Origin of the sequence: Paenibacillus silagei (genome assembly GCF_017874735.1) — a bacterium.
Taxonomy (GTDB): domain Bacteria; phylum Bacillota; class Bacilli; order Paenibacillales; family Paenibacillaceae; genus Paenibacillus_AQ; species Paenibacillus_AQ silagei.
The window spans coordinates 270,460-292,067 of record NZ_JAGGLV010000008.1; the positions used below are offsets into that span (position 1 = coordinate 270,460).

A 21,608-nucleotide genomic window follows, 5' to 3' on the forward strand; every position below is an offset into this window, starting at 1 on the left:
ACTCGGTATAAAGCAGAGAAAGCCGGAGTCATGGCGAAGGCGGACATCACCTTGCTTCCCCGGCTTTCCCTTAACCGTTATTTATTGGCTTGATCCAGCAGCAGCGAGATGATTTGCGCGCTTTCCGCACGATTTACGGTTTCATGTGGCATGAATAACTGGTTACCGCGCCCGGTAACTAATCCGAGCTCCTGTAAGGCAGCCACTGCATCTACAGCCCATGCACTAATCGTACCGGCATCTTTGAAATTACTCCTTTGACCGAAGACAGGATTCTGTCCTGTATGGAACAGATACGCCTTGTTGATCATGGATGCCATTTCTTCACGGCTTATCGTTTCCTCAGGTGCAAAGGTGTCTGTGCTTCTTCCCGTTACAATTCCCGCTTCGTATGCTGCGGCAACGGAGGAAGCATACCATTTCGTATATTCCACATCCTTGAATACAGTGGAGTTCTTCCCTGTTATTCCAAGTGCACGGGTAATCAAGGAAGCAAACTCAGCTCTGCTAACCTTTTGTCTGGGTGCAAATGCAGTTTCACTCACGCCCAGGACAATTTGCTTCGCTGCCATCCTTTTGATAACATCATGGGCCCAATAAGAGGCATTCACATCTTCAAAAGATTTATCATAAGTAAGGACGGCAAACTTGCTGAAATGACTCATCTTTGCCGTCCATTTATCATCCGAAAAGCTGCCGCCCATATACTCCAGTCTGCCGTCATCTGAGATGTAATAAATGCCCGTTAAATCCTGGCGGGAATTCCCCTGTGCGCCTAATCTGATGGTGATGGGTTTGGAGAACTTCTCAAGCGTCAGCTTCGTTCCATCCGGCTTTACAATAGACAATTTGAATTCGTAGATCTCTCCAGCCGCTGAAATGGCTGCCTGATTTCTTAGTCCAACTTGCCCCACCAGCTCTTTGCTCTGCTCCGGGGTTAATGTTTCCATTTCAAAAGAGATCTTCGCCTGCCCAAGCTCACTGCCCGTAACCAATGACTGTAAATCCTTCAATACTTCTGCGGGAGCTTCAATCTCCACATCTGCATGCTTGATCTTCAGCGCATTCTTACCGTCATTAGCTGGCAGAGTCGCAGGGAATAATACCTGCCGCTCGCCTTTTCCCAACTCGAATAACAGGCTGTTCTGACTCTTCGGCTTGCTCACTGGAGTGGCAGATTGAGCAGGGGAGCTGGTTGGATCGCTCAGACCGCTTGGACCAGTTGGGTCAGGCGGACCGGCTGGTTCACTTGACTGGGCTGGATCTGGCGGATCAGTTGGATCAGTCGGGTTATTCGGCTTCCCCGGATGCTGCACCTTAACCGGTACATTGAAATCATCGACATTAATATGTCCGAACCCGCCTGTGGATTGGTCAACCACCTTAATATAGAGCTCCTCGCCGATATACTGCGAAGCATCCCAGATCTTCCGCTGATACTCCTCATAGTTGGTCGCAGTCTCTTTGAACAGCTCTTTGCCGTCCGATGCCCGGACCAGCGCAACATACAGCTTATCGATATCACGCCCGCCGCTGACCAGGAAGTTGAGCTTGCCGTTCCCGCCAAGGACGAAATTCTGCGATTTCAGCGTGCCCGTCAAGCTGTCACCGCCGGCTGCCTCGTTGAAGCCCCACAAATGATATCCGCCCGGAATTTTATGCGACGGATTGAAGTAGATCGTGTCCCAGAAGAACTTGGCATCGGTCACATGGACATCCTGGAAGGCATCTCCTTCCGTAATCCAGCCTGTTAAGTCTCCAGTAGCAAAATCGTGGTTAGGCAGATCCGTAATATCTGTGTATACAGAGTTGTCCCAGTTGTCAGGCACATCAACCGGAGCAGCCGGTTTACCCGTCAAAGCATTCATATTCCATACTTCCATCGACTTGACTGTAATATCGTTGTCGGCCCAAACCTGCAAGCCCAAGGAGTCGTATCGGCCTACATAGACACGGGTTGTCAGTTTTTTCTTATAATTAGCAAAGGCCTCGACAACAGAGCGGTCCAGGAAAATATGCAGCTTCAGGTTCTCTCCGTCCAGATCCACGGCCCCGCCTTGAATGCCGTCCACGCGCACATCCGGATCAATACTGCTCTTGGTCCGGTCCACATTGAAGGTCCCGTTCGCCTTATCATAGTAAATCAGCGTTTCTTCCTGGCCGTTATCGGAGCGACGCACTTTGAGACCGAATTTCTGGGCTTCACCCGGATCAATTTCCATCACAATCTCCAGCATGTCGCCTTTGACACTCCCGATCAATTGATTGGCGGCAGCCAAATTCTCGTCCGTGAAATCAACCACCTTAGCTCCCCGGAGACTCTGCAATTCTTCAATGGGCTCAATGCGAAGTTCATCGTGCTCATCCAGGCTCAGGGAAACGGGCAGTGCCAGATTATGAGCCCATCCAGCCTGATATTCAGCCTGCGGCGTTCTTACATTCTGCACCATGGAGTATACGACCGTTCTGCCGTCAGGTGTAACCATCCCGCTCTCTGCGGTCAAATATCCATCTCCCACGTCCATTTTGGAAGGCGCATCCTGATCAGGTATAAACTTGAAATTATCTCTATCCCAGGTTCCAATCCAGTAAAAGACCTCAACATCTCTTTGCACATCGTCAGCTGGGGGAACCTGTTCCGGCTTCTCATGGGGATTAACCATAAAGATGTATTTTTGTTGTCCTGCACTATCCTCACCCAGCGGCAATAATACCGGCAGTTCCCATACCGTACCGAGCTCCGGATAAAGATTTCTGTTACTAACGTATAAAGGCCCCTTATACTCCCAGTTGTACATATCATCAGACACATACACCAGAGCTGTACCGCTGCTGAAGTCTTGAAGACCGGATGTCACCAGCTGATACCACTTGTCGGTCTCTTGGTCGTACCATACAAAAGGATCGCGGAACTCATTATGGATGCCGTTGCCGTTCTGCTCCGTTACCGGCTCAGGATATTTCACCCATTGCTCCAGACTAGGGTCGGACAGATCAGCGGGAGTCGCCAGGCCCGTTCTTTGATTTGGTGACAAAGAGTCATTGCCGGCAGTATAGAACAGAACAGGATTGCCGTCACGGTCATACGCTGCGCTGCCTGACCACGCACCGTCAGGATCAAGAGTGCCCGCTTCAGGCGCAAGTGCAGGTCTCACATTTTCCCAATGGACCATATCGTCACTCACCCAATGTCCCCAGTGGATTTGATGCCAGAATGGACCTTGCGGGTTATGCTGATAGAATAAATGATACTGGCCGTTATAATAAATCGGTGCATGCGCTTCATTCATCCAGTTTTGCGGAGGCATCGCATGGTACTGCGGACGGTGCTGATCACCGTCAAACACACTGGGATCCTCATCAATATCACCATTTGGAATTTTTGGAACCGCGCCGTCGTGAAGCGCCTTCACATTCTCATACTCAGCAAGGATCTCTTGATCCGTGAGCGCTTTGTTCTGCAGCTTCACTTCATCGATAAGTCCGCTGAACATATTGTAGGAGAACAATCCCGCAAACTCTGCAGATTTATTGTTTTTTCCGATAATCAGCTTTTCCGTAGAAGGGGTTATCGGAACGTTGACAGGAGTTGCCGCAGAAGCCACTTCTTGACCATTTAGATATAATTTAATGATTCCGTCCGTTTTGTCGAACGTAGCTGCTACGTAATTCCATTTATACTTTTCGAGTGGATGGTCTTTGACCCATACCTGAATCCACTGTCCGCCAATGCCGACCTGCATTGACCATGTGCCGTGCCGGTACATCCCCAAAGCGAACCCTTCGGTCTTATCCTGATCAGACTGGTTCACGATGGCAGACAGCTTGTTTCCGTCTCCCCATTCGTAGCTGCGCGGAGCGACCCAAGCCTCAATCGTTAACGCATCACTTACTGGAACGGCATCCTTCGCGTTGACCTCGATATCATTTGAGTATCCATCGAACAGCAAGGCGCCGCCTTTGACTCCGCGAGGAGTCCATCTTGGATCTTTGGAGTCCATATATCTGGCGTTATTAAATACGTAGTTTACATCATGATCAAGATTGCTTACTTCCTCATGTGCCTTTTTTCCTGCGCCTTCATCCAGGTTCATGTAGAAAATGGTTCCCGTACTATTCGCTTGAAAAGCGTCAACGGAGATGCGGGCTTGATCAGATTGATCTATAACTTTGATATACAGACTCTTGTTGTAGTGCTTCTGCATTTTCCAGGAAATTTTCTCATTCGCACTGACTACAGCAGTTTTCTCAAGCAACGCATTAGTGCTGGCATCATATAATGCGACATAGGCCTCCTGAGGATTAACGATATCTACAACAGTGAAGTTTATTGTCCCGGTCCCTCGAAGTGTAAAGATATTGGAGGTAATCGAACCCTGTCCTTCCAAAGTGGACTTGGCATAATAGTTACCTTCTTTACCAGCTTGGGCATCATTGTCCACTTGAAAAGCTTTGCCCTGAGCGGTCCAGCTCTCTAAATTCCCGGTTTCAAATCCGGGATTCTGGATTTCGGCCGGCATAATGTTATCTGCCATAACACCTTCTTCGGGTACGAGTTCATTGAAGGTGTGGAAGGCGTCCGCAAAGATTACTCCCCAATCCGCGTGACCATTATCGACGATCTCCACATACAGCTTCTTCCCGATATACTTGGAGAGATCGGCTTTATACTGCTCCATATTCGCAAGTCTCAGGCCCTGTGCCGGATCGGGAAACCCGGATTCGTTAAATTCGGTGTTGCCATATCTGGCAAGCAGTTCTCCTGTGTCTGCATTAATGACGTTCACATACACTTGATCCGTATGCTTGCCTCCGCCCAGTCTGAAGGTAATCCAGCCTGTTCCGCCCAGCTCGAAGGTGCTGGACCGAAGCTTACCTGTTGCGCTCTCGTTATACTTCAATCCATTTAAATGATAAGTGCCTTCCTGGTTATACGGGATTTGTTCAACCCAATAGGTGGTTTCGTCTGACACGCTGTTCGGTCCAAACGCTTCGCCTTCGACAACTGTCCAGCCTGTTAAGTTCCCGGTTTCAAAGCCGGGATTCTCAATTTGATAGCGTTGGAAATCCGGCTTGATATCCGTGGCGGTAATTCCTTCCGCAGGCTCGGACTCATGGTACATGAAGAAGGCGTCTGCAAATACCACTCCCCAATCCGAGGTGGCATTATCAACGATTTCCACATACAGCTTTTTGCCCAAATATTCGGAAATATCCGCCTTATATTGCTCCATATTGGCAAGCCGCAGACCTTGTGCAGGGTTCGGGAAGCCGACATCGGCAAAAGCGCTATTGCCATACCTCGCAATCACTTGTCCCGATTCAGCCTCCACGACATTGATATAAGCCTTGTTTGGATTTTTGGCACCGCCAAGCTTGAAGCTGATCCATCCGCTGCCGCCGAGCTCGAAGATGCTGGAACGAAGCACACCGGTCGCAGCTTCGTCATGCTTCCAGCCGTTTAGATGATAAGCCCCTTCCTGATTGTACGGGATTTGTTCCGCCCACCAGGTGGATTCACCCGATACACTGTCCTGGCCGAACGCTTGGCCTCTGACAACGGTCCAGCCTGATATATCCCCGGTTTCAAATCCCGGATTCTGGATTTGATAGACTGTATCCGTAACTGACAACCCCTCGTCAGCCTGGGTAATTGAATAGACCGCATCCGTAACCGACAATCCTGCGTCAGCCTTAGAGGTGAATGTCTCCCGAGTGCCTACTCCAGCTCCGGCTGCAGCCGAGATTCCGGGAGCTACAAGCTGAAGAACCATCACCCCTGCAACCATTCTGGAGATCCATGCTTTGTTTCTTTTGGCTTCTTTCATCAACGAGCCTCCTTCATCATTTCTTATTCATGAAATCATTCATACGTATTTTTGAAATGACTCTCCGGATACAAGGATGCATAGTCATGAAGTAAGAGAGACGTGAATGAAGCGGTTTCATATCGAGGGAGCAAAGTGGCTTAAGTGTTTGTTGCATTATCCATGGTATAGTAAGGAGCGCCTAGGCGCTCCCATTACCATATAGACTGCATATCCCATATTTCCATGGACTTAACCAGCGGTTCCCCATCGCCCCAGATCTCAAGTCCCAGAGCATCCTTGCGGCTCGGATACACCCGGGTGGTCAGACTTTTCAATCCGTTGGCATATGCTTCGACCATAGAGCGGTCCAAATAGATGTGCAGCTTCAGATTCTCTCCTAACAATTCCAGCTTGCCTCCTTGAATCCCGCTACACTTTTCACCCGGGTGCAGTGTCGTTTTCGTGCGGTCCACAAGGAACTTAGCTTCATTACAGTCATAAACCAGCAGTGTCTCTTCTTCCCCATCCGGTGTACACCGGACTTTGATTCCGAGTTGTCCGGCATTGCCCGGCTCCAGTTCCAGCTGAATCTCAAGCATGTCGCCTTGTACATCCCCCAGTAGCAGATTAGCTTCAGCCAACGACTTGTCTTGGAGGGATAGCCGCTTGGTGCCCCGCAGCGACTCCAGTTCCTGAATCGGTTCTATTCCCAATCGCCCGTCATCTCTTAAATACACGCTTAACGGCAAACCTCCGTTATGAGCCCAGCCCGATTTGTATTCCATCTCTGACGTACGGTCCCCTTGGGCAATTGTGAACACAATATTTCTGCCCGTTTTCGGATCAACCATGCCGCTCGGACCGGTAAAATGGAAATCACCGACATCTATCAGTTGCGGTTCTTCTTGATCCGGAATAAATGACAGCTCATCCTTCTCGAGCTGCCCGATCCAATAGAATACCTCAACATCGGCACCCTTTCCTACAGGACTAACCAGCAGAAGATGCTTGCTGTCCCCTTTGTTGTCAGTGCCTAAGGGAAGAAGTACAGGCAATTCCCAGATGGGGCCAAGATAAGGGAACTTCTGAATATCCGCCTGATAGAAAGGACCTTTATACGTCCAATTCAGCATATCCTGCGAGGCAAATGCTAATGCTGCCCCGCCTTCGCCCTCAATTCCCGATCCTACCAGGGCATACCAGCCGTCCTCATCCTTCCACACGAACGGGTCCCGGAAATCTCCGAATGCACCCATCCCCTTCTGCTGCACGATGAGCGGCTCCGGGTGTTTAATCCATGTAATGAGATCCGGGTCTCCGTCCTGCGGATAAGTGCTACGGGCAAGTGCGACGCTCTGATTCGGTGAAGCACTATCATTGCCTGCTGTAAAGAACAGAACCGGCAGCCCCTCTGCATCATAAGCCGCACTTCCCGACCAGATCCCATCCGGGGCGAGCTGATCCCTCTCAGGCGCCAGCGCTACAGGGAGATCACGCCAATGCACCAGATCTTCACTCACCCAATGTCCCCAGTGGATATGATGAAAGTACGGTCCTTGCGGATTGTGCTGATAGAACAAATGATATTGCCCGTCAAAATATATTGGCGCATGAGGCTCGTTCATCCAATGTGCCGGCGGGCTGACATGATACTGCGGCCTGTGCCGGTCCGTAAGCAGAGGTATACGATCCAGCTTAATGTCGTCATAATTCAACTTCGGCCGGACGCCTCCATGTGCGGAATCCAACACTTCCTGATAAAAAGCTGCTGCTTCCTCGTTACTCAGGGCACGGTTATAAATCTTCATCTCATCCATGATCCCGCTGAACATATGAAGGCTGAACACTTCGGCAAGCCTGCTGCCGTGATTATTCCTGCCGATGAACAAATCCGTGTCCATCGCCTCCGCTATGCGGGAACCGCGGGGCACAGCAGCCGATGTGATTTCGGTGCCGTTCAGCAGCAGCTTGATTTCACCCGCTTCTCCATCGAATACGGCGTTCACATAAGACCACTCATTCTTGGGAAGTTCATAACCGTCCGGCGCCCAGATTTCCTTCCATTCTCCTCCCTCAAGCCCGATTTGGAAGGACCAGGAGCCATGACGGAACATGCCGAGCAGATATCCCTGCCTAGTCTTGTTATTGTAGCGGTTCACTATGGCAGCCAGTTTGCCTTCATGTCCCCACTCATAGGTGCGCGGGGCAATCCATACTCCAATGCTGAGAGCCGATAGAAATTCCGACTCTCCGTTATGCTCTTCTCCGTGGACAGAATGAGCAATATACGTTGAGTAACCATCGAAGAGGAGAGCACTTCCTGCTACTCCCTGTCTCCACGGCGGAGTACAAGGGTCGGTAAACTCCGCATTATTGAATACATAATGAATCTCATCTACCGTCTTAGTGACGCTCTCCATAGCGCTTGCTCCGCTTCCTTCATCGAAAGCCCAATGCATCATTAGTCCCCGGTCACCTTCATGGCCGCTCATTCGTCATTCCTCCCTTGAGACTGCCTTGTACTAACACTTGGAATCTGAATGGACTTCAGCGTATGGATTTGAAGCGAGTTCAGAACAGCCTGTCCTGATTGTGTGCTTACCTGGATATTCTCAATCGGAGCATCCGGGAAAATCTGATCGGTTAGCACAACCAGACCATTAGCTGCATAAACTTCAACTGCATTGCGATCCAGCCAAATGTGCAGCTTAAGCTTGCCGTTCGCAGCGGCCAGCCTGGCACCGTGACGGCTTGCGAACGCCGGGTGGAAATCCGTCAGACCACTTTTTGAACGGTCCGTGAACAGCCATTCCTGAGCAGGGTCATATCCGATAATAATTTCGCTCTGCTGTCCGACAGATTGCAGATGGATATATACCGCGTCCCCGGATAGGATATCAATCTCTCCTTCAATTTCTAAAAGATCACTATTCATCTGCTGTCTAAAAGGAGTCGCCGGCGTAATTGTGATATCGTTCCAGCTCATAGATTCATTCCGCAGCTGCTCTATTTCCCGGACAGGCATTTGGCTCAGCACGACACTTCCGTCCTTACTGGTCAGGGACATGGCACGGGGCAAAGTCATCGCACCTCTCCAGGAGCCGGTAGGCGTCTCGTTGGCATATTTCCAGTTGCTCATCCATCCGATGATTACGCGGCGTCCGTCCTGCTCCGGAATATCGGACCAGGTAACTCCCGCATAATTATCTCTTCCATAGTCAAGCCACAGTATATGATCCGCAGGATTGTCATTGATGAACGTCTTTCCATCGAACTCTCCAATAAAATATTGTGTGCGCGATCCCTCCGGACAATTGGGATGATCTCCGATGCTGATGATCAGCACCCATTTCGAACGCCCGGTGTCATCCACCGGCAGTTGAAACAGATCAGGGCATTCCCAGACGCCGTCATGTGACCCTTCTTCTCTACCGAATTCACCGGTCAGCGACCATTCACGCAGATTCTCGGATGCGTAGAACCGGGCATGATCTCCAGCGACAATCACCATAATCCACCGTTCACTTTCCGCATGCCAGAACACCTTGGGGTCCCGGAAGTCTATCAGTTCTTCCTCGGCCAGTACCGGATTTCCGTTATATTTATGCCAGTTCATGCCCTTATCGCTGCTGTACGCCAGGCTCTGCCGCTGGCGCGGCTGCCCTGTATCCGGATGGTGATCGGCATGCGTAAAGATCGCGACAAGTCCATCCGAATCTTCAAATAAGCCGCTGCTGTTATTCCAATCCACTACACAGCATCCCGAAAAGATTGCTCCGTGCTCATCCGGAAATAGAGCAATAGGCGCGTGCTCCCATTGAATCAGGTCTTCACTGACAGCATGGCCCCAGTGCATTGGTCCCCATTTATTACCGTAAGGATGATGCTGATAGAATAGATGATAGCTTCCCTCATAATAGACTAATCCGTTCGGGTCATTGGCCCAGCTGGAGGGTGGTGAAAAGTGAAACCCTGGTCTGAACTGCTTATCATTATTGTGGTTCCCAGACTCTATCATCTGGTTAATCTCTTCTGTCGTCGGCATAGAACCAAGAGCCCCCTTTCGTGTGGTTACTAACGCTCCGCCGGCATTGGCAAAAATCAGCATACTGGTAATTTGCTGGTTGGTCAGCTCCTGCAGGGAACTTCCGCTTTCTAAAAGCTTGTATAACAAACAGCCTAGAAAAGCATCGCCTGCTCCTGTCGTGTCGATTGCTTTGACCTTAAAGCCCGGCACATATCCATCCTGACCAGCCAACCGGTAATAGCAGCCTTTTTCCGCTACAGTGACGACGAGGAGTCCGATGTCATATTGCTGCTGGAGTTCTTGTACGCCTTTTTCAAGATCGCTGCTGCCAGTAACAAAAGCTAGCTCTTCTTCCGAGATTTTCAACACATCGGCAAAATTCATCCCCCAGAGAATATTCTGTCTGGCCTCCTCCTTACTCTCCCATAACGCAAACCGGATGTTAGGAGCAAACGACATTAGAACCCCTGCTTCCTTCGCTCTGCGGACTGCCGTCCGGGTTGCCGTGCGGGCAGGCTCATGGGTCATGGACAGCGAGCCGAAATGCAGCACCTGACAAGCTTCAATCTGCCCCAGCGGAACATCCTGCGCGTGTAAGAAGGTATCTGCCCCCGGCTTCCGGATGAAGCTGAAAGAGCGGTCCCCCTGGTCATCCAGGTGAACAAAGGCCAATGTTGTACTCGCTTCATTGGTAACCGACACTCCTGTTACATCTACCCCGTTGTTATGCAGTGCATTTTGCAGCAATGAACCGAAGGGGTCTTCCCCAACTTTGCTGATCAGTGCTGATCTGGCACCCAGACGTGAGAGTGCTGCGGCTACGTTTGCCGGAGCCCCCCCTGGATTGCATTCAAACAGCCCGTTACCTCCTGCTGTCTGGCCTGCCGGTGTAAAGTCTATCAACACTTCTCCTATTGCGATGACATCAAGCACAGTTTCTCCCCCACCTAACTTCTATTTATTTTTTCAGATTTGCATTATATCGATCCAACCCTTTTTGATAGATCTCCATCAGTTCATTCAGGCCCATCTTGTCCAGTGTTTTAATGTAGTTGTCCCAAGCCTTATCTGCGCCGCCCTCTACAATGAATCTTCCTCTTTGGGTATTTACATATTTAATCAGCTCTGGCTCGATCTTGTTGATGGTGTCCAGTTCCTCCGGCTCGAAGAAGATACTCGGATAGTTTTCCTTTTCCATATATGGATTGTAATATTGCTCGAGATCTTTAGCGCGCTGCTGAGCCCGGGGTTCCATGTCCACCACTTTACCGAAGTCATTGATAGTAATGACACCAGGTGCGCCCGATCCCGGAGCAACCTTCTGGCGGAATTCACCTGCTGAGGCTCCTTCAGGAAGCGGTAAATTCACCAGTTTTCCGTTTTCATCCTTCTTGTACACGACATCCAGCGGTCCCCAGTGGATTTGAGCAGCCATGTAAGGCTCATACTGCTGGTCAATCCAGCGCATGGTGATTTCCGGATTGCTGTCCGCTTTGGTTATGGCAAAAGACCCTCGGCCTGGACCTCCGCCATTCGCGCGTCCAATCGTTTGCTCTCCATTCGCGCCTTTGAGCGGAGATAAGAGTACATAATCCTTGGCACGTTCGGTTCCGACAACTTCTTCGACTTCCCACCAGATATAAGATCCCAGTGTCTCATCTGTCGTTTTGCCTTTGGCCAGATACTGTGCAGCATCCTGAGTGAAGGATTCCGGATCAATTAGGCCCTGCTTATACCATTTTTCATGGAAATAATTCAGGGCTTCCTTATATTCAGGCTGAGTTGCGGTGAAAATGACTTTTCCATCACGGACGACACGGTGCTCCAGATTATCCGGGAGACCAAAGGCCCCGAATAGTCCGGCAATATCCATGCACCACTGCATATGCATGAAGCTTAACGGGATTTCATCCTGCTTGCCGTTGCCGTTCGGATCTTTTGTTTTGAAGGCAAGCAGCGCTTCCGTGTATTCATCCAGCGTTTCCGGTACTTTTAGGCCCAGCTTATCCAGCCAGCTTTTATTAATGACGTGGAAGAAAGGGTTGGTTCCAAGATTGTTTTCTTCCCAGGACGGCAGCCCGTAGATATGCCCATCCGGCGCTGTGATCGATGATTTGATATCAGGACGGCGATCCAGAAGCGCTTTCAGGTTAGGCGCATACTGATCAATTAAATCCTCCAGCGGAATAAGTGTTCCATCTTTACCGTAATTGATCAGCTCGTAGTCCGTGAATCCGGCGGCATAGAAGGCATCCGGCAAATCGCCACTTGCAAGCAGCAGGTTTTTCTTTTCTGTATAATCGGTATCCGGGATGTTCTCCCAATCTATCTTCACATTGGTTTCCTGCTCCAGCCGCTTGAAGATTTCCATCTCTGAGAACTCTGGTGCCAGGGCCGCCTTCGGGGCTACCATTCTTAACGACACGGGTTTGTTTACAACAGGAAGACCAGTTGCATTGAAATTGTCTTTCTGATTGGAATTCTCCGCCTGATTGTTTGTCCCGTTACCGTTACCCGAACATCCGCTCAGCGCAAACGCTCCGGCCAATACCAGAATCCCCGCATTTTTAAATAAAGAACTCATTTTCGATAACCTCCCTTTTATTCATTCCGCCTGCTAATTACTCCTGTATTGGTTTCACCTATTGCTCTGAATATGCGGTGCATCCCCCCTTTCAAGTACCGCGTCAGAGTACTATCCTTTGATGGAGCCGATCATTACGCCTTTAACAAAGTACTTCTGGAGGAAAGGATACAAAATCAGCAGCGGAAGACTGGATACCATGATGACCCCGTATTTGATCAGCTCTGTCACACGCATCTTGGCGGCATAGGATTCCACATCGATCATCATGCCGGAGTTGACCTGATTCTGGACAAGGATGTTGCGCAGCACTAATTGCAGCGGATACTTGCTCTCATCGTTCAGATAGATCAAGGCATCGAAGAAACCGTTCCAGAAGCCGACCACATGGTAGAGCACCATTACTGCCAGGATGGACTTGGACAACGGCAGAACGATACTCCAGAAGAATCTGGTGTTGGAACACCCGTCAATGGAAGCCGCTTCCCACATTTCGTCTGGTATGGATGACTGGAAAAAGGTTCTTACAATAATGACGTTAAAAACACCGCCTGCCCCGGGAATGACCAGCGCCCACATCGTATTCAGCAGGTGCAGATCCTTAATCAGCAGATAAGTGGGAATCAGCCCGCCGCTGAAAAACATGGTCACCAGCAAAAACCACATAATCACAGACTTCCCGGCCAGATCCTTCCGGGCTAACGGATAGGCTGCAAATACCGTCACGGCTACTCCAATTAATGTTCCCAGCGTTGCATAAAGAATGGAGTTGCCATATCCGATCCAAATGGAGGAGTCACTGAATATCCGTTCATAACCGTCCAGTGTGAAGCCTTTCGGGAATAGCCAGACCTCACCGGAGTAAATGTAATTGGGGTCACTGAATGAGGCAACCAGTACAAAATACAATGGATACAGTACTAGCAGCATAATAATGGTCAACAGAATGTAGTTGATGATGTCAAACCATACATCCCCTCTGCTCTTTCGCTTCACTAATTGATTCATCATCATTTCCTCCTTACCACAGACTGGTCTCTGTCATCTTTTTAGCGATCCGGTTAACGGTGAAGATCAGGATAATATTAATAAGGGAGTTGAACAGGCCGACTGCCGTAGAAAAACTGTATTGGGCCTTCTGAATCCCCATCTCATATACATAGGTAGGGATAATATTGGAGGTGGCGTAGTTTAGATCACTCTGCATCAAAAACGCCTTTTCAAAACCGATACTCATAATGTTGCCCAATGCGAGAATCAGCAGGATAACGATCGTCGGCAGGATGCTGGGAATATCTACATACCAGACACGCTTCCATTTGCTCGCTCCATCCATAATGGCCGCTTCATGCAGCTCGGGATTGACTCCCGCAAGTGCAGCAAGATAGATAATTGTGGCGAAGCCTGTTTCCTGCCAGATTCCTGATAAAATATACAAGGGACGGAACCAACCCTCATCAGCCATGAAGAGAATAGGCTGTCCGCCAAACGAGGTAATCATATGATTCACGATTCCGCTGTTTGGAGACAAAAAAACATTGAGCATGCCAACGAGTACTACAGTAGAGATAAAGTGAGGCGCGTAAATCACGGTCTGTACAAATTTCTTATAGGACTTGCCCAGCATCTGATTCAGCATAATTGCGATGATGATTGGAGCCGGGAAGCCAAATAACAGTGAAAGAAAACTGAGTGAGAGCGTGTTTGTGATAATGGTCCAGAAGTTATAGGAATCAAAGAAATCTACAAAGTGCTGAAATCCTACCCATTCACTTCCCCAGATCCCCTGGCTGGGTGAGAAATCCTTAAATGCAATTTGCACCCCATACATCGGATAGTACTTAAATACGAGGTAAAGAATAATGATTGGCAGTAAAAACAGGTACAGTTCGTAATCGCGTTTGAACCTGCTCCATGGTTTGCGTTTTGGTTGGATCATGGAATGATCCACACGGTTGGTTGTTGAATTCACGCATATTCTCCCTTTCGTGTGCAAATAATTTTTTTGAAACGTTTCCAATTTAAATTTAGAAAAACTCAGTCGGTAGATCTCTATCAAGTACTTCATAAAAATCAATATTGAAACGTTTCCAATTTAGAGTGAAAAACATCAGTTCATAGAGTGCATCCACAGAATAAGCTGAAGTTTTTCGATTAAAGGGATCATGTCGTTTCACCTTGTTTGAATTTAACAGGGATACGATACACTTGTTTATCTAAGGGAATGCCTTCAATCTTGTTATAGAGCAGTCTAATTGTCATACGTGCCATCTCTTCTACCGGTTGCCTGATTGTAGATAGAATAGGATGAAAATAAGGGTTATCCTGAATACCGTCATAACCGATGACCTTCACATCCTCTGGTATACGAATACCCTTCCTGCGTGCTTTGTCAATATAGCTGGCAGCCAGCATATCGGTAATGGCAAAAATTCCATCTACATCGCCATGCTCGTTGAGGAACTCGTGAATATAGGCATTGTCATCTACTATTGGATCCGGCTTCTCATAGATCACATAATCGATACCCAAAGCCTCCGCTTCATGGATAAATCCTTGCCTGCGGTTCATGGTTTCGCTGAAAACGGAAGTAACACTCCCCATAAAAGCCGGTTTCCTGGCTCCTGCTCTCACCAGCTCCCTTAAAGCAAGACGTCCTCCCTCAAAATTATCTGAGGTCACACAGGTAATCTTCTTGTTAAAGTGCCTGTCGATGCTTACAATCGGAATGTTGTTGCTCACATTATTCTCGATATCGTTATAAGTTATGCCCACAATCCCCGCCACTTTGTTCTGCCGGAGCATTTCCAGATAGTACAGCTCCTTCTCAGGCTTACCTCCGCTATTACATAACATAAGCTTAAAGCCTTCCCGATCCAGCTCATCCTCAATGTAATAAGCCAATTCAGAAAAGAATGGATTCCAGATGCTCGGAAGCAGTAGAGCTACCATCTTGGATTTCTGCATCTTGAAATTCCGGGCCACTTCATTAGGGAAGTAATTCAGTTCTTGTATCGCTTCCTCCACTTTTTTGCGTGTCTTGGGTTTAACAGCGCCAGAGTTGTTAATGACTCTGGATACGGTTCCTACAGCAACGCCTGCTAAGTTTGCAACATCTTTAATACTTGTCATATAACACCTCCGAACTCTCTCTGGAAAATATGATATCACCAAAATGGAAACGTTTCAATATTTATTTTGGAAACGTTTCAAAAGGAGGGCGAGTCACGAGTGCAGACACACATCGGGGCTGTCTTGCTCCCAGGAATAATGCTGTAGACTGTCAAGCTTCAGTTCTTTTGAAGCCGCCATGTTCAATTTCAATGTTGCATAATGATTGTTTACTAATTTTATCGCATTAATTGTGATTCTGATCATAGTTACTATTCAAAAACCTAAATATACTGAAAACACTATAATTACATTTTTATCATTTATATCCAATTTGGAGATCTGTGAACAAGGATGTAGTTGTAAATTTCATGAAAGGGGTCTTGCCCTCTCCACACTTCCCTCCGTACATTAAGGTTGTTCGCCGCCTTAGTCCTTGCACCCCAGATCGCAGCTTGAGTAAGTACACAGGCTTGATAAAGGATGATTATAAGAACCCGGCACAACTTAAAACCAACCAATTTGATCGGAGGAGTATTCATTATGAAAAAGATTGTAGCTTCACTTCTTGCAGGTGTGGTAGCACTTGGGTCCTTTGCCTCGGTGGGCACTGCGGCTGAAAACAATGAGGAGAATAATCCTGTAGAGCTCTTCTCAGGCTCTTCCCCTATTTCAATTACGGGCCAAGCCTGGAAAGCCCCGGCAGGCTCCGCTTCTGAGGACAAAGTATGGGGATATCTTGAAAATGTTAAAGGGAACCTGCATCTTTCGGCTAAGGAGGATGTCCGTGAGAAATTCAAAATTACAGAGCAAAAAACAAACAGCAAGACCGGCAGCCAGCATTACCGGTTAAGCCAGTATATCTCGGGGATACCGGTATATGGAGCCGATCAGACTCTGCATATCGACAAAGCCGGCAACGTTACCTCCCTGCTGGGAAGTGTAGTTGAAGATGTATACCAGACCATTCCGCAGCCGCTGATTCAACTCCAAACCATATCCGGAGCAGATGCCATCCTGGCAGCCGGTCAGGATGCCACGCTGGAACATGGACCACTTGGTGAGCCCCAAGTTACTCCTACAGCGGATTTGTATTATTTTATCGTGGACGGAGAACCTAAATTAGCTTACAAAACGGAAGTGAACGTGCTGGAACCCGAGCCTTTGCGGATACGGTACTTCATTTCTGCGGAGAATGGCAGCGTACTGTTCAAATATAATATCTTAGAGAACCTGACGGGCACGGGCACTGGAGTGTTTGGAGATACCAAAACGTTCGAGACACGCCTCTCGGGTTCAACCTACCAGCTCTATGACAGCACCCGCGGCAAGGGCATTGTGACTTATACCGCCAAGAACAAGACCTCTCTTCCGGGGACGCTTTTAACCAGCACTAACAATGTCTGGACCGACAAAGCCGCGGTTGATGCCCACACCTATGCTGAGAGAACCTATGATTATTATCTCCAGCATTTCGGCCGCAACAGCCTGGACAACAACGGACTGCAGATCCGTTCGACCGTTCATTACTACACTTCCTATAACAATGCATTTTGGAATGGCGCGCAAATTGTTTATGGTGATGGGGATGGATCTACCTTTACACTGCTGTCCGGTGATTTGGACGTGGTAGGCCATGAGCTGACGCACGGTGTGACTGAGAAAACATCCAATCTTGAATACTACGGAGAACCGGGGGCACTTAATGAGTCCTTCTCCGACATCATCGGAAATTCAATTGAAGGTGCGAACTGGCTGATCGGTGATAAAATATATACACCGGGTGTAGCGGGTGACGCACTCCGCTCACTTGCTAATCCGCCATTGTACGGCCAGCCTGACAAATACAGCGACCGTTATACCGGTACCAGTGACGAAGGCGGTGTGCATACGAACAGCGGCATTAATAACAAAGCTTTCTATCTCGCTGCTCAAGGCGGTACGTTTAACGGTGTAACGGTCACTGGTATTGGCCGTGAGGATGCTGTTCAAATCTATTACAATGCACTTGTATATTATCTTACTACCTCCTCCAACTTCTCTGCTGCACGCACAGCCATCATTCAATCGGCTACTGAATTGTTTGGCGCAGGCTCGGCTCAAGTAACTGCTGTAACCAAAGCTTACAACGCGGTAGGCGTCTACTAAAACAGAATAACAGGCCAATGATCCTGAGGATCATTGGCCTGTATGATGTAAATCAACATCAGTCAATTCTCTTGCTTTTTTTGGGGGGAATCAATCCATTAAGAATCTCAGACAAATCAGTGGCCCATGCCGTGGCTATTGGTTGTCACTTTTGTGGTCTGAAGTGTAGTGATTTCCTCGGCGCTTGCGGCAGTCAAAATGGTTAATGAGCTAATCAGCAATACGGTTGTCAATAACAAAAGCTTCTTTTTCATCATTTTCATCATTGAACTCCCCTTCTAAAATATTTCGCATAATTGCATGATACTCTTGTAGCTGTGAAATATTGGCCTCAGCTCTAACAAGCTCATAAAAAGCAATAGCTTTTCTAAAGCCTGCTCTATCGAATCTGCGATTATCCCAATAATCTTATCAGAGATATTTATCATTGCTGTAAAATTGTCTAAGGTGAATGAAGCTTTTAGTCTTTTCCATCCTTTGGTCAATTAATTTGTTGGCTCTTAAAGTGCCATTCCCTGTCTGAACAGAAAACCCGCGCTAGGCGAGGGCTCTTATGGGACAATGTTATTGTCTACCTATAATTACTCCTTTAATCCTTCTGACTCCAGCAGCAGAAGATTGTTCTTTTGCAATACGGAACGTTCCTAAGTTTGTGGTATCTTCTGCATGAGGCCCTCCACATACTTCCCGGCTCCACACTTTCCCTTCGTGATCTTGGATGGTATATACCTTAACGATATCCGGATACTTATCCCAAAAGTTTCCTTCCACATTACTTTCTTTCGCTTCAAGTTTAGGCAGCTCTGAAATAGAGGTAACTGCTCTGGATGAAATTGCATCATTCACATACTTCTCCACCTCAGCTATTTGCTCGGGTGTAAGTTTTTCATCATGGTTGAAGTCAAACCGTAATCGTTCGGAAGTAATATTACTTCCTTGTTGGTGAACATGATCCCCTAGAACTTCCCTTAACCCCGCAAGTAGCAAATGAGATACCGTGTGCAGCGCGGTTGTTTCTGCGGAATGTTCAGCTAAGCCACCTTTAAATTTACCTGCAGAAGCAGTTCTGCTCATTTCAGTATGTTTCTTTGCCGCTTCTGCATAAGACGCCTTGTCCTCCATGCTATATCTACTTTCAGTTAAATACTCTTCTGTCAACTCCAAGGGAAATCCATAGGTTTCGTAAAAATAAAAGGCATCTGCCCCCGTAACTTTACCCTTATTCTTCAGATGTTTCTGTATTTCAAATTCTCCTTGCTGTAATGTTCTATAGAAAAGACTTTCTTCCTTATTTACGATTTCAATTACTTTCTTTTTATTGCGGATCAAATCTTCATAAGCTGTTGCTTCATCGATATAAACTTCAGACAACTGACCCACAAAGCTTCCTTGTATCCCTATTTTTTTACCCGCACGGATGGCCCTTCTTAATAGCCTTCTTGTTATATACCCTGCATCACTATTTGCTGGCTCTGCACCGTCATTAATGAGAAACGTAGCCGCTCTCACATGATCCAGTATGATTCTAAAGGACTTTAGATCGTCAGCATAGGATTTACCGCTTAGCTCCATCAACTTGTTCTTGGGATTAAGGAAGAAAGCCGTATTATAAATATCCTTGTCCCCGTTAAGGGCTGTAGCCACCCTTTCTAATCCGCCTCCATAATCCAGATTGGGATTTTTCATTTTTACGAATCCGGTCTCTCCTTTTGTGTAACACATAAATACGTTGTTCCCAATTTCCAGGAATCGGTCGCTTTCAGAAGCAGGATGATCCAGTGGATCACCGCTTGGGTCAAGATCATAAAACATTTCACTATCGGGTCCACCCGGTTCACCAACCGGCATATGGAGCGGACTTCCGGCCCGGCTCCACCAGTTTTCTTTTTCATCGTATAAGAATATTTTCCCGCCTCTAGATGCCCCATATTGCCAGGGATCATCTTCAATGATGGGTTCTATCCCGACGGATTTGAATTTTGCTGACCAGAGCTGAGTGGCTTCCGTATCTTTCGGTATATTCAATTCGTCACTTCCTGCGAAAGCACTGATATACAGCCTTCCCGGATCCATTCCTAATTCGATGATATGCCAATGCCAAATGGCATCGATTTGTTTTTGCTTATAGTTAAGTTCATTTGCTTTGAACTCCCAACGGCCTATCATTTCAAAAAATGTCAGATGCGACGTATCCCCTACTTCATCAATATCCACTGTCCTTAAGCACTTCTGAATATTAGCAATCTCATTGCCGATCGGATGCTTTTCCCCCAATAAATAGGGAACCATCGGCTGCATACCGCTTCCTGTAAACAACGTTGAGGGATCATTTTCCGGTAACAAGCTAGAAGAAGGCACTTGGCTAGCCCCTATTCTTTTCATAAAATCAACATAGGATTGTCTCAACTCATCTGGTGTCATTCTAAACCCTCCATTAAATATTAGTTATGCTTAAAACAAAAAAGCCCTAAGCTGACATGTTTCTTGTCAACTTAGGGCGAACGATTATGTCCGTGTTACCACCTAACTTCAGATTGCTCTGCGCTCTATCAGTACGGGATTGCTCCGATACTGTTTCCTGAATAACGGTGGAACTCCGTTGAAGCCTACTAAGATTCCTCTGTTCGGTCCACAGCTCCGAGACTGCTTCACTATTAGATCAATGAAGATTCGCACCAACCATCTTCTCTCTGTGAGATCCCTAATAGCTACTATTTCTCATCATAGCCTTTTCGTTTTAAGTTAAAGCAATGCTAGCACAATCAACTTACTTCGTCAATAGGGCAGTCCCTGAAAAGAATTCCCTCGTGTCAGCTTCTGACTCTGATCGGCCCAGCGGATCTGAACCGAACGGGAAGTGAAGATGTCAGGCCCGTCCGATACCTGAAAATGCAAGTGTGCTTCACTGGAGTTCCCTGAATTACCGAGATGTCCGATGAGATCTCCCTGCTTAACGTTATCCCCTTTATTGACGGCTACACTGCCTTTCTTGATATGTGCTGTGATGCTGTGCTCCCCGTTTCCATGATCAATGACCACGACATTCCCTTCCGGTGCTTCAGCGTTCATCACGCCCGGCGTGTTATCCGGAATGTCATTTTTGACTTCTACCACCTTGCCATCTGCGGCTGCATAGAGCGGCTCACCAAAAGCATAATAGTCCTCGTTGTCCGTTCCCTCACCTTGATAGCTTGAAGCATCCTGTGTGCGGATAATGTCGAGTGCGTAACGCTGGGTTTCATGAGCATAATGATAGTTGGATAACACATCATTCCCGCCCCAGAACACAAACCATTCGCCCTTCATCGGAAACTGGAATGCTGTCTTGGTCAGCGCCTTATCCGTTGCTTCATGCGTTTCAAGCGGCTGAATAAGCAGCCCCGCAATCTGGTGATCTTCGGCAAAAGAGGCTTGAATCCCCTTTGTCCCCGTCTGATCCTTCCATGAGCTTTCAACCAGATTGTTCATTTTAAATTCCGTAACTTTCTCCCATGAAGCAGTGCCTTCCATAAAGCTATCGGCAGTCGTCTTGAATTCGTCCAGCGATATGATTTCCTGTAACTCCGGACTCATCTGTTTGTAGATGTCCTCCTTCGATCCCTTCATTAAGGTATCCATGAAATTGTCTGGTGTAATCATTGCGTCCTCCTCGGCTGTCTGTTCTACCGGTAATTGCTCTTGTGGTTCAGATGCTTCCGAAGTGCCGCACGCAGACAACATCGCACACGTACCAAGCACTACGGCAAGCAGCTTCCAGCTATTCGAATATCCTCTAGTCATTTCCCTGCACTCCTTTGTTTGAACGATATCTTTACAGTCCAGTGTACGACATCAAACTTATCTGCCGTCTAACTTACTCTTACGACTATCATAACTTTGCGGCGGGCTACCTCTCCAAAATTAAGCATCCGTTAAGGTTACCGGCAAG

The 21,608-nt window shown here is 47.8% G+C and carries 11 protein-coding genes and 1 other annotated feature; of the genes, 1 reads left to right on the forward strand and 10 read right to left on the reverse strand.

Going from position 1 to position 21,608, the window contains the following annotated elements; all coding sequences use genetic code 11:
- Positions 1-77: 77 nt before the first annotated feature.
- The 7 genes from J2Z70_RS33285 to J2Z70_RS14675 form a co-directional block, all read right to left on the reverse strand.
- Entirely contained in the window at positions 78-5,828 is a 5,751-nt protein-coding gene (locus tag J2Z70_RS33285) for an S-layer homology domain-containing protein (protein ID WP_245368228.1), read from the reverse strand.
- Positions 5,829-6,022: 194 nt separating this feature from the next.
- Complete coding sequence (locus J2Z70_RS14650) at positions 6,023-8,302, reverse strand: GH32 C-terminal domain-containing protein (RefSeq protein WP_209874138.1); 2,280 nt, start codon at positions 8,300-8,302, stop codon at positions 6,023-6,025.
- Entirely contained in the window at positions 8,299-10,770 is a 2,472-nt protein-coding gene (locus J2Z70_RS14655) for a PfkB family carbohydrate kinase (protein WP_209874141.1), read from the reverse strand. The genes J2Z70_RS14650 and J2Z70_RS14655 overlap by 4 nt, the downstream gene beginning before the upstream one ends.
- 25 nt (positions 10,771-10,795) lie before the next feature.
- The gene (locus tag J2Z70_RS14660; protein ID WP_209874144.1) at positions 10,796-12,421 is read right to left on the reverse strand and encodes an ABC transporter substrate-binding protein; all 1,626 of its coding nucleotides are present in this window, start codon (positions 12,419-12,421) and stop codon (positions 10,796-10,798) included.
- A 111-nt stretch (positions 12,422-12,532) separates the two neighbouring features.
- Complete coding sequence (locus tag J2Z70_RS14665) at positions 12,533-13,429, reverse strand: carbohydrate ABC transporter permease (RefSeq protein WP_209874147.1); 897 nt, start codon at positions 13,427-13,429, stop codon at positions 12,533-12,535.
- Between the two features lie 13 nt (positions 13,430-13,442).
- A complete protein-coding gene (locus J2Z70_RS14670; protein WP_209874230.1) occupies positions 13,443-14,360 on the reverse strand; it encodes an ABC transporter permease in 918 nt (305 codons plus the stop codon).
- Positions 14,361-14,584: 224 nt separating this feature from the next.
- Positions 14,585-15,553, reverse strand: a complete 969-nt coding sequence (locus J2Z70_RS14675; protein WP_209874150.1) for a LacI family DNA-binding transcriptional regulator — start codon at positions 15,551-15,553, stop codon at positions 14,585-14,587.
- A 522-nt stretch (positions 15,554-16,075) separates the two neighbouring features.
- Between J2Z70_RS14675 and J2Z70_RS14680 the strand changes: the two genes are divergently transcribed.
- Positions 16,076-17,680 carry a M4 family metallopeptidase gene (locus J2Z70_RS14680; RefSeq protein ID WP_209874153.1) on the forward strand — a complete coding sequence of 535 codons (1,605 nt, stop codon included), beginning with the start codon at positions 16,076-16,078 and terminating at the stop codon, positions 17,678-17,680.
- Positions 17,681-17,796: 116 nt separating this feature from the next.
- Here J2Z70_RS14680 and J2Z70_RS14685 read toward each other — a convergent pair whose 3' ends face one another.
- The 3 genes from J2Z70_RS14685 to J2Z70_RS14695 form a co-directional block, all read right to left on the reverse strand.
- Positions 17,797-17,946 carry a hypothetical protein gene (locus J2Z70_RS14685; RefSeq protein WP_209874156.1) on the reverse strand — a complete coding sequence of 50 codons (150 nt, stop codon included), beginning with the start codon at positions 17,944-17,946 and terminating at the stop codon, positions 17,797-17,799.
- A gap of 298 nt (positions 17,947-18,244) precedes the next feature.
- Entirely contained in the window at positions 18,245-20,101 is a 1,857-nt protein-coding gene (locus J2Z70_RS14690) for an alanine--tRNA ligase (RefSeq protein WP_209874159.1), read from the reverse strand.
- Between the two features lie 69 nt (positions 20,102-20,170).
- Positions 20,171-20,414 (reverse strand) — a binding site (T-box leader).
- Positions 20,415-20,455: 41 nt separating this feature from the next.
- The gene (locus tag J2Z70_RS14695; RefSeq protein ID WP_209874161.1) at positions 20,456-21,460 is read right to left on the reverse strand and encodes a M23 family metallopeptidase; all 1,005 of its coding nucleotides are present in this window, start codon (positions 21,458-21,460) and stop codon (positions 20,456-20,458) included.
- Between the last annotated feature and the right edge of the window lie 148 nt (positions 21,461-21,608).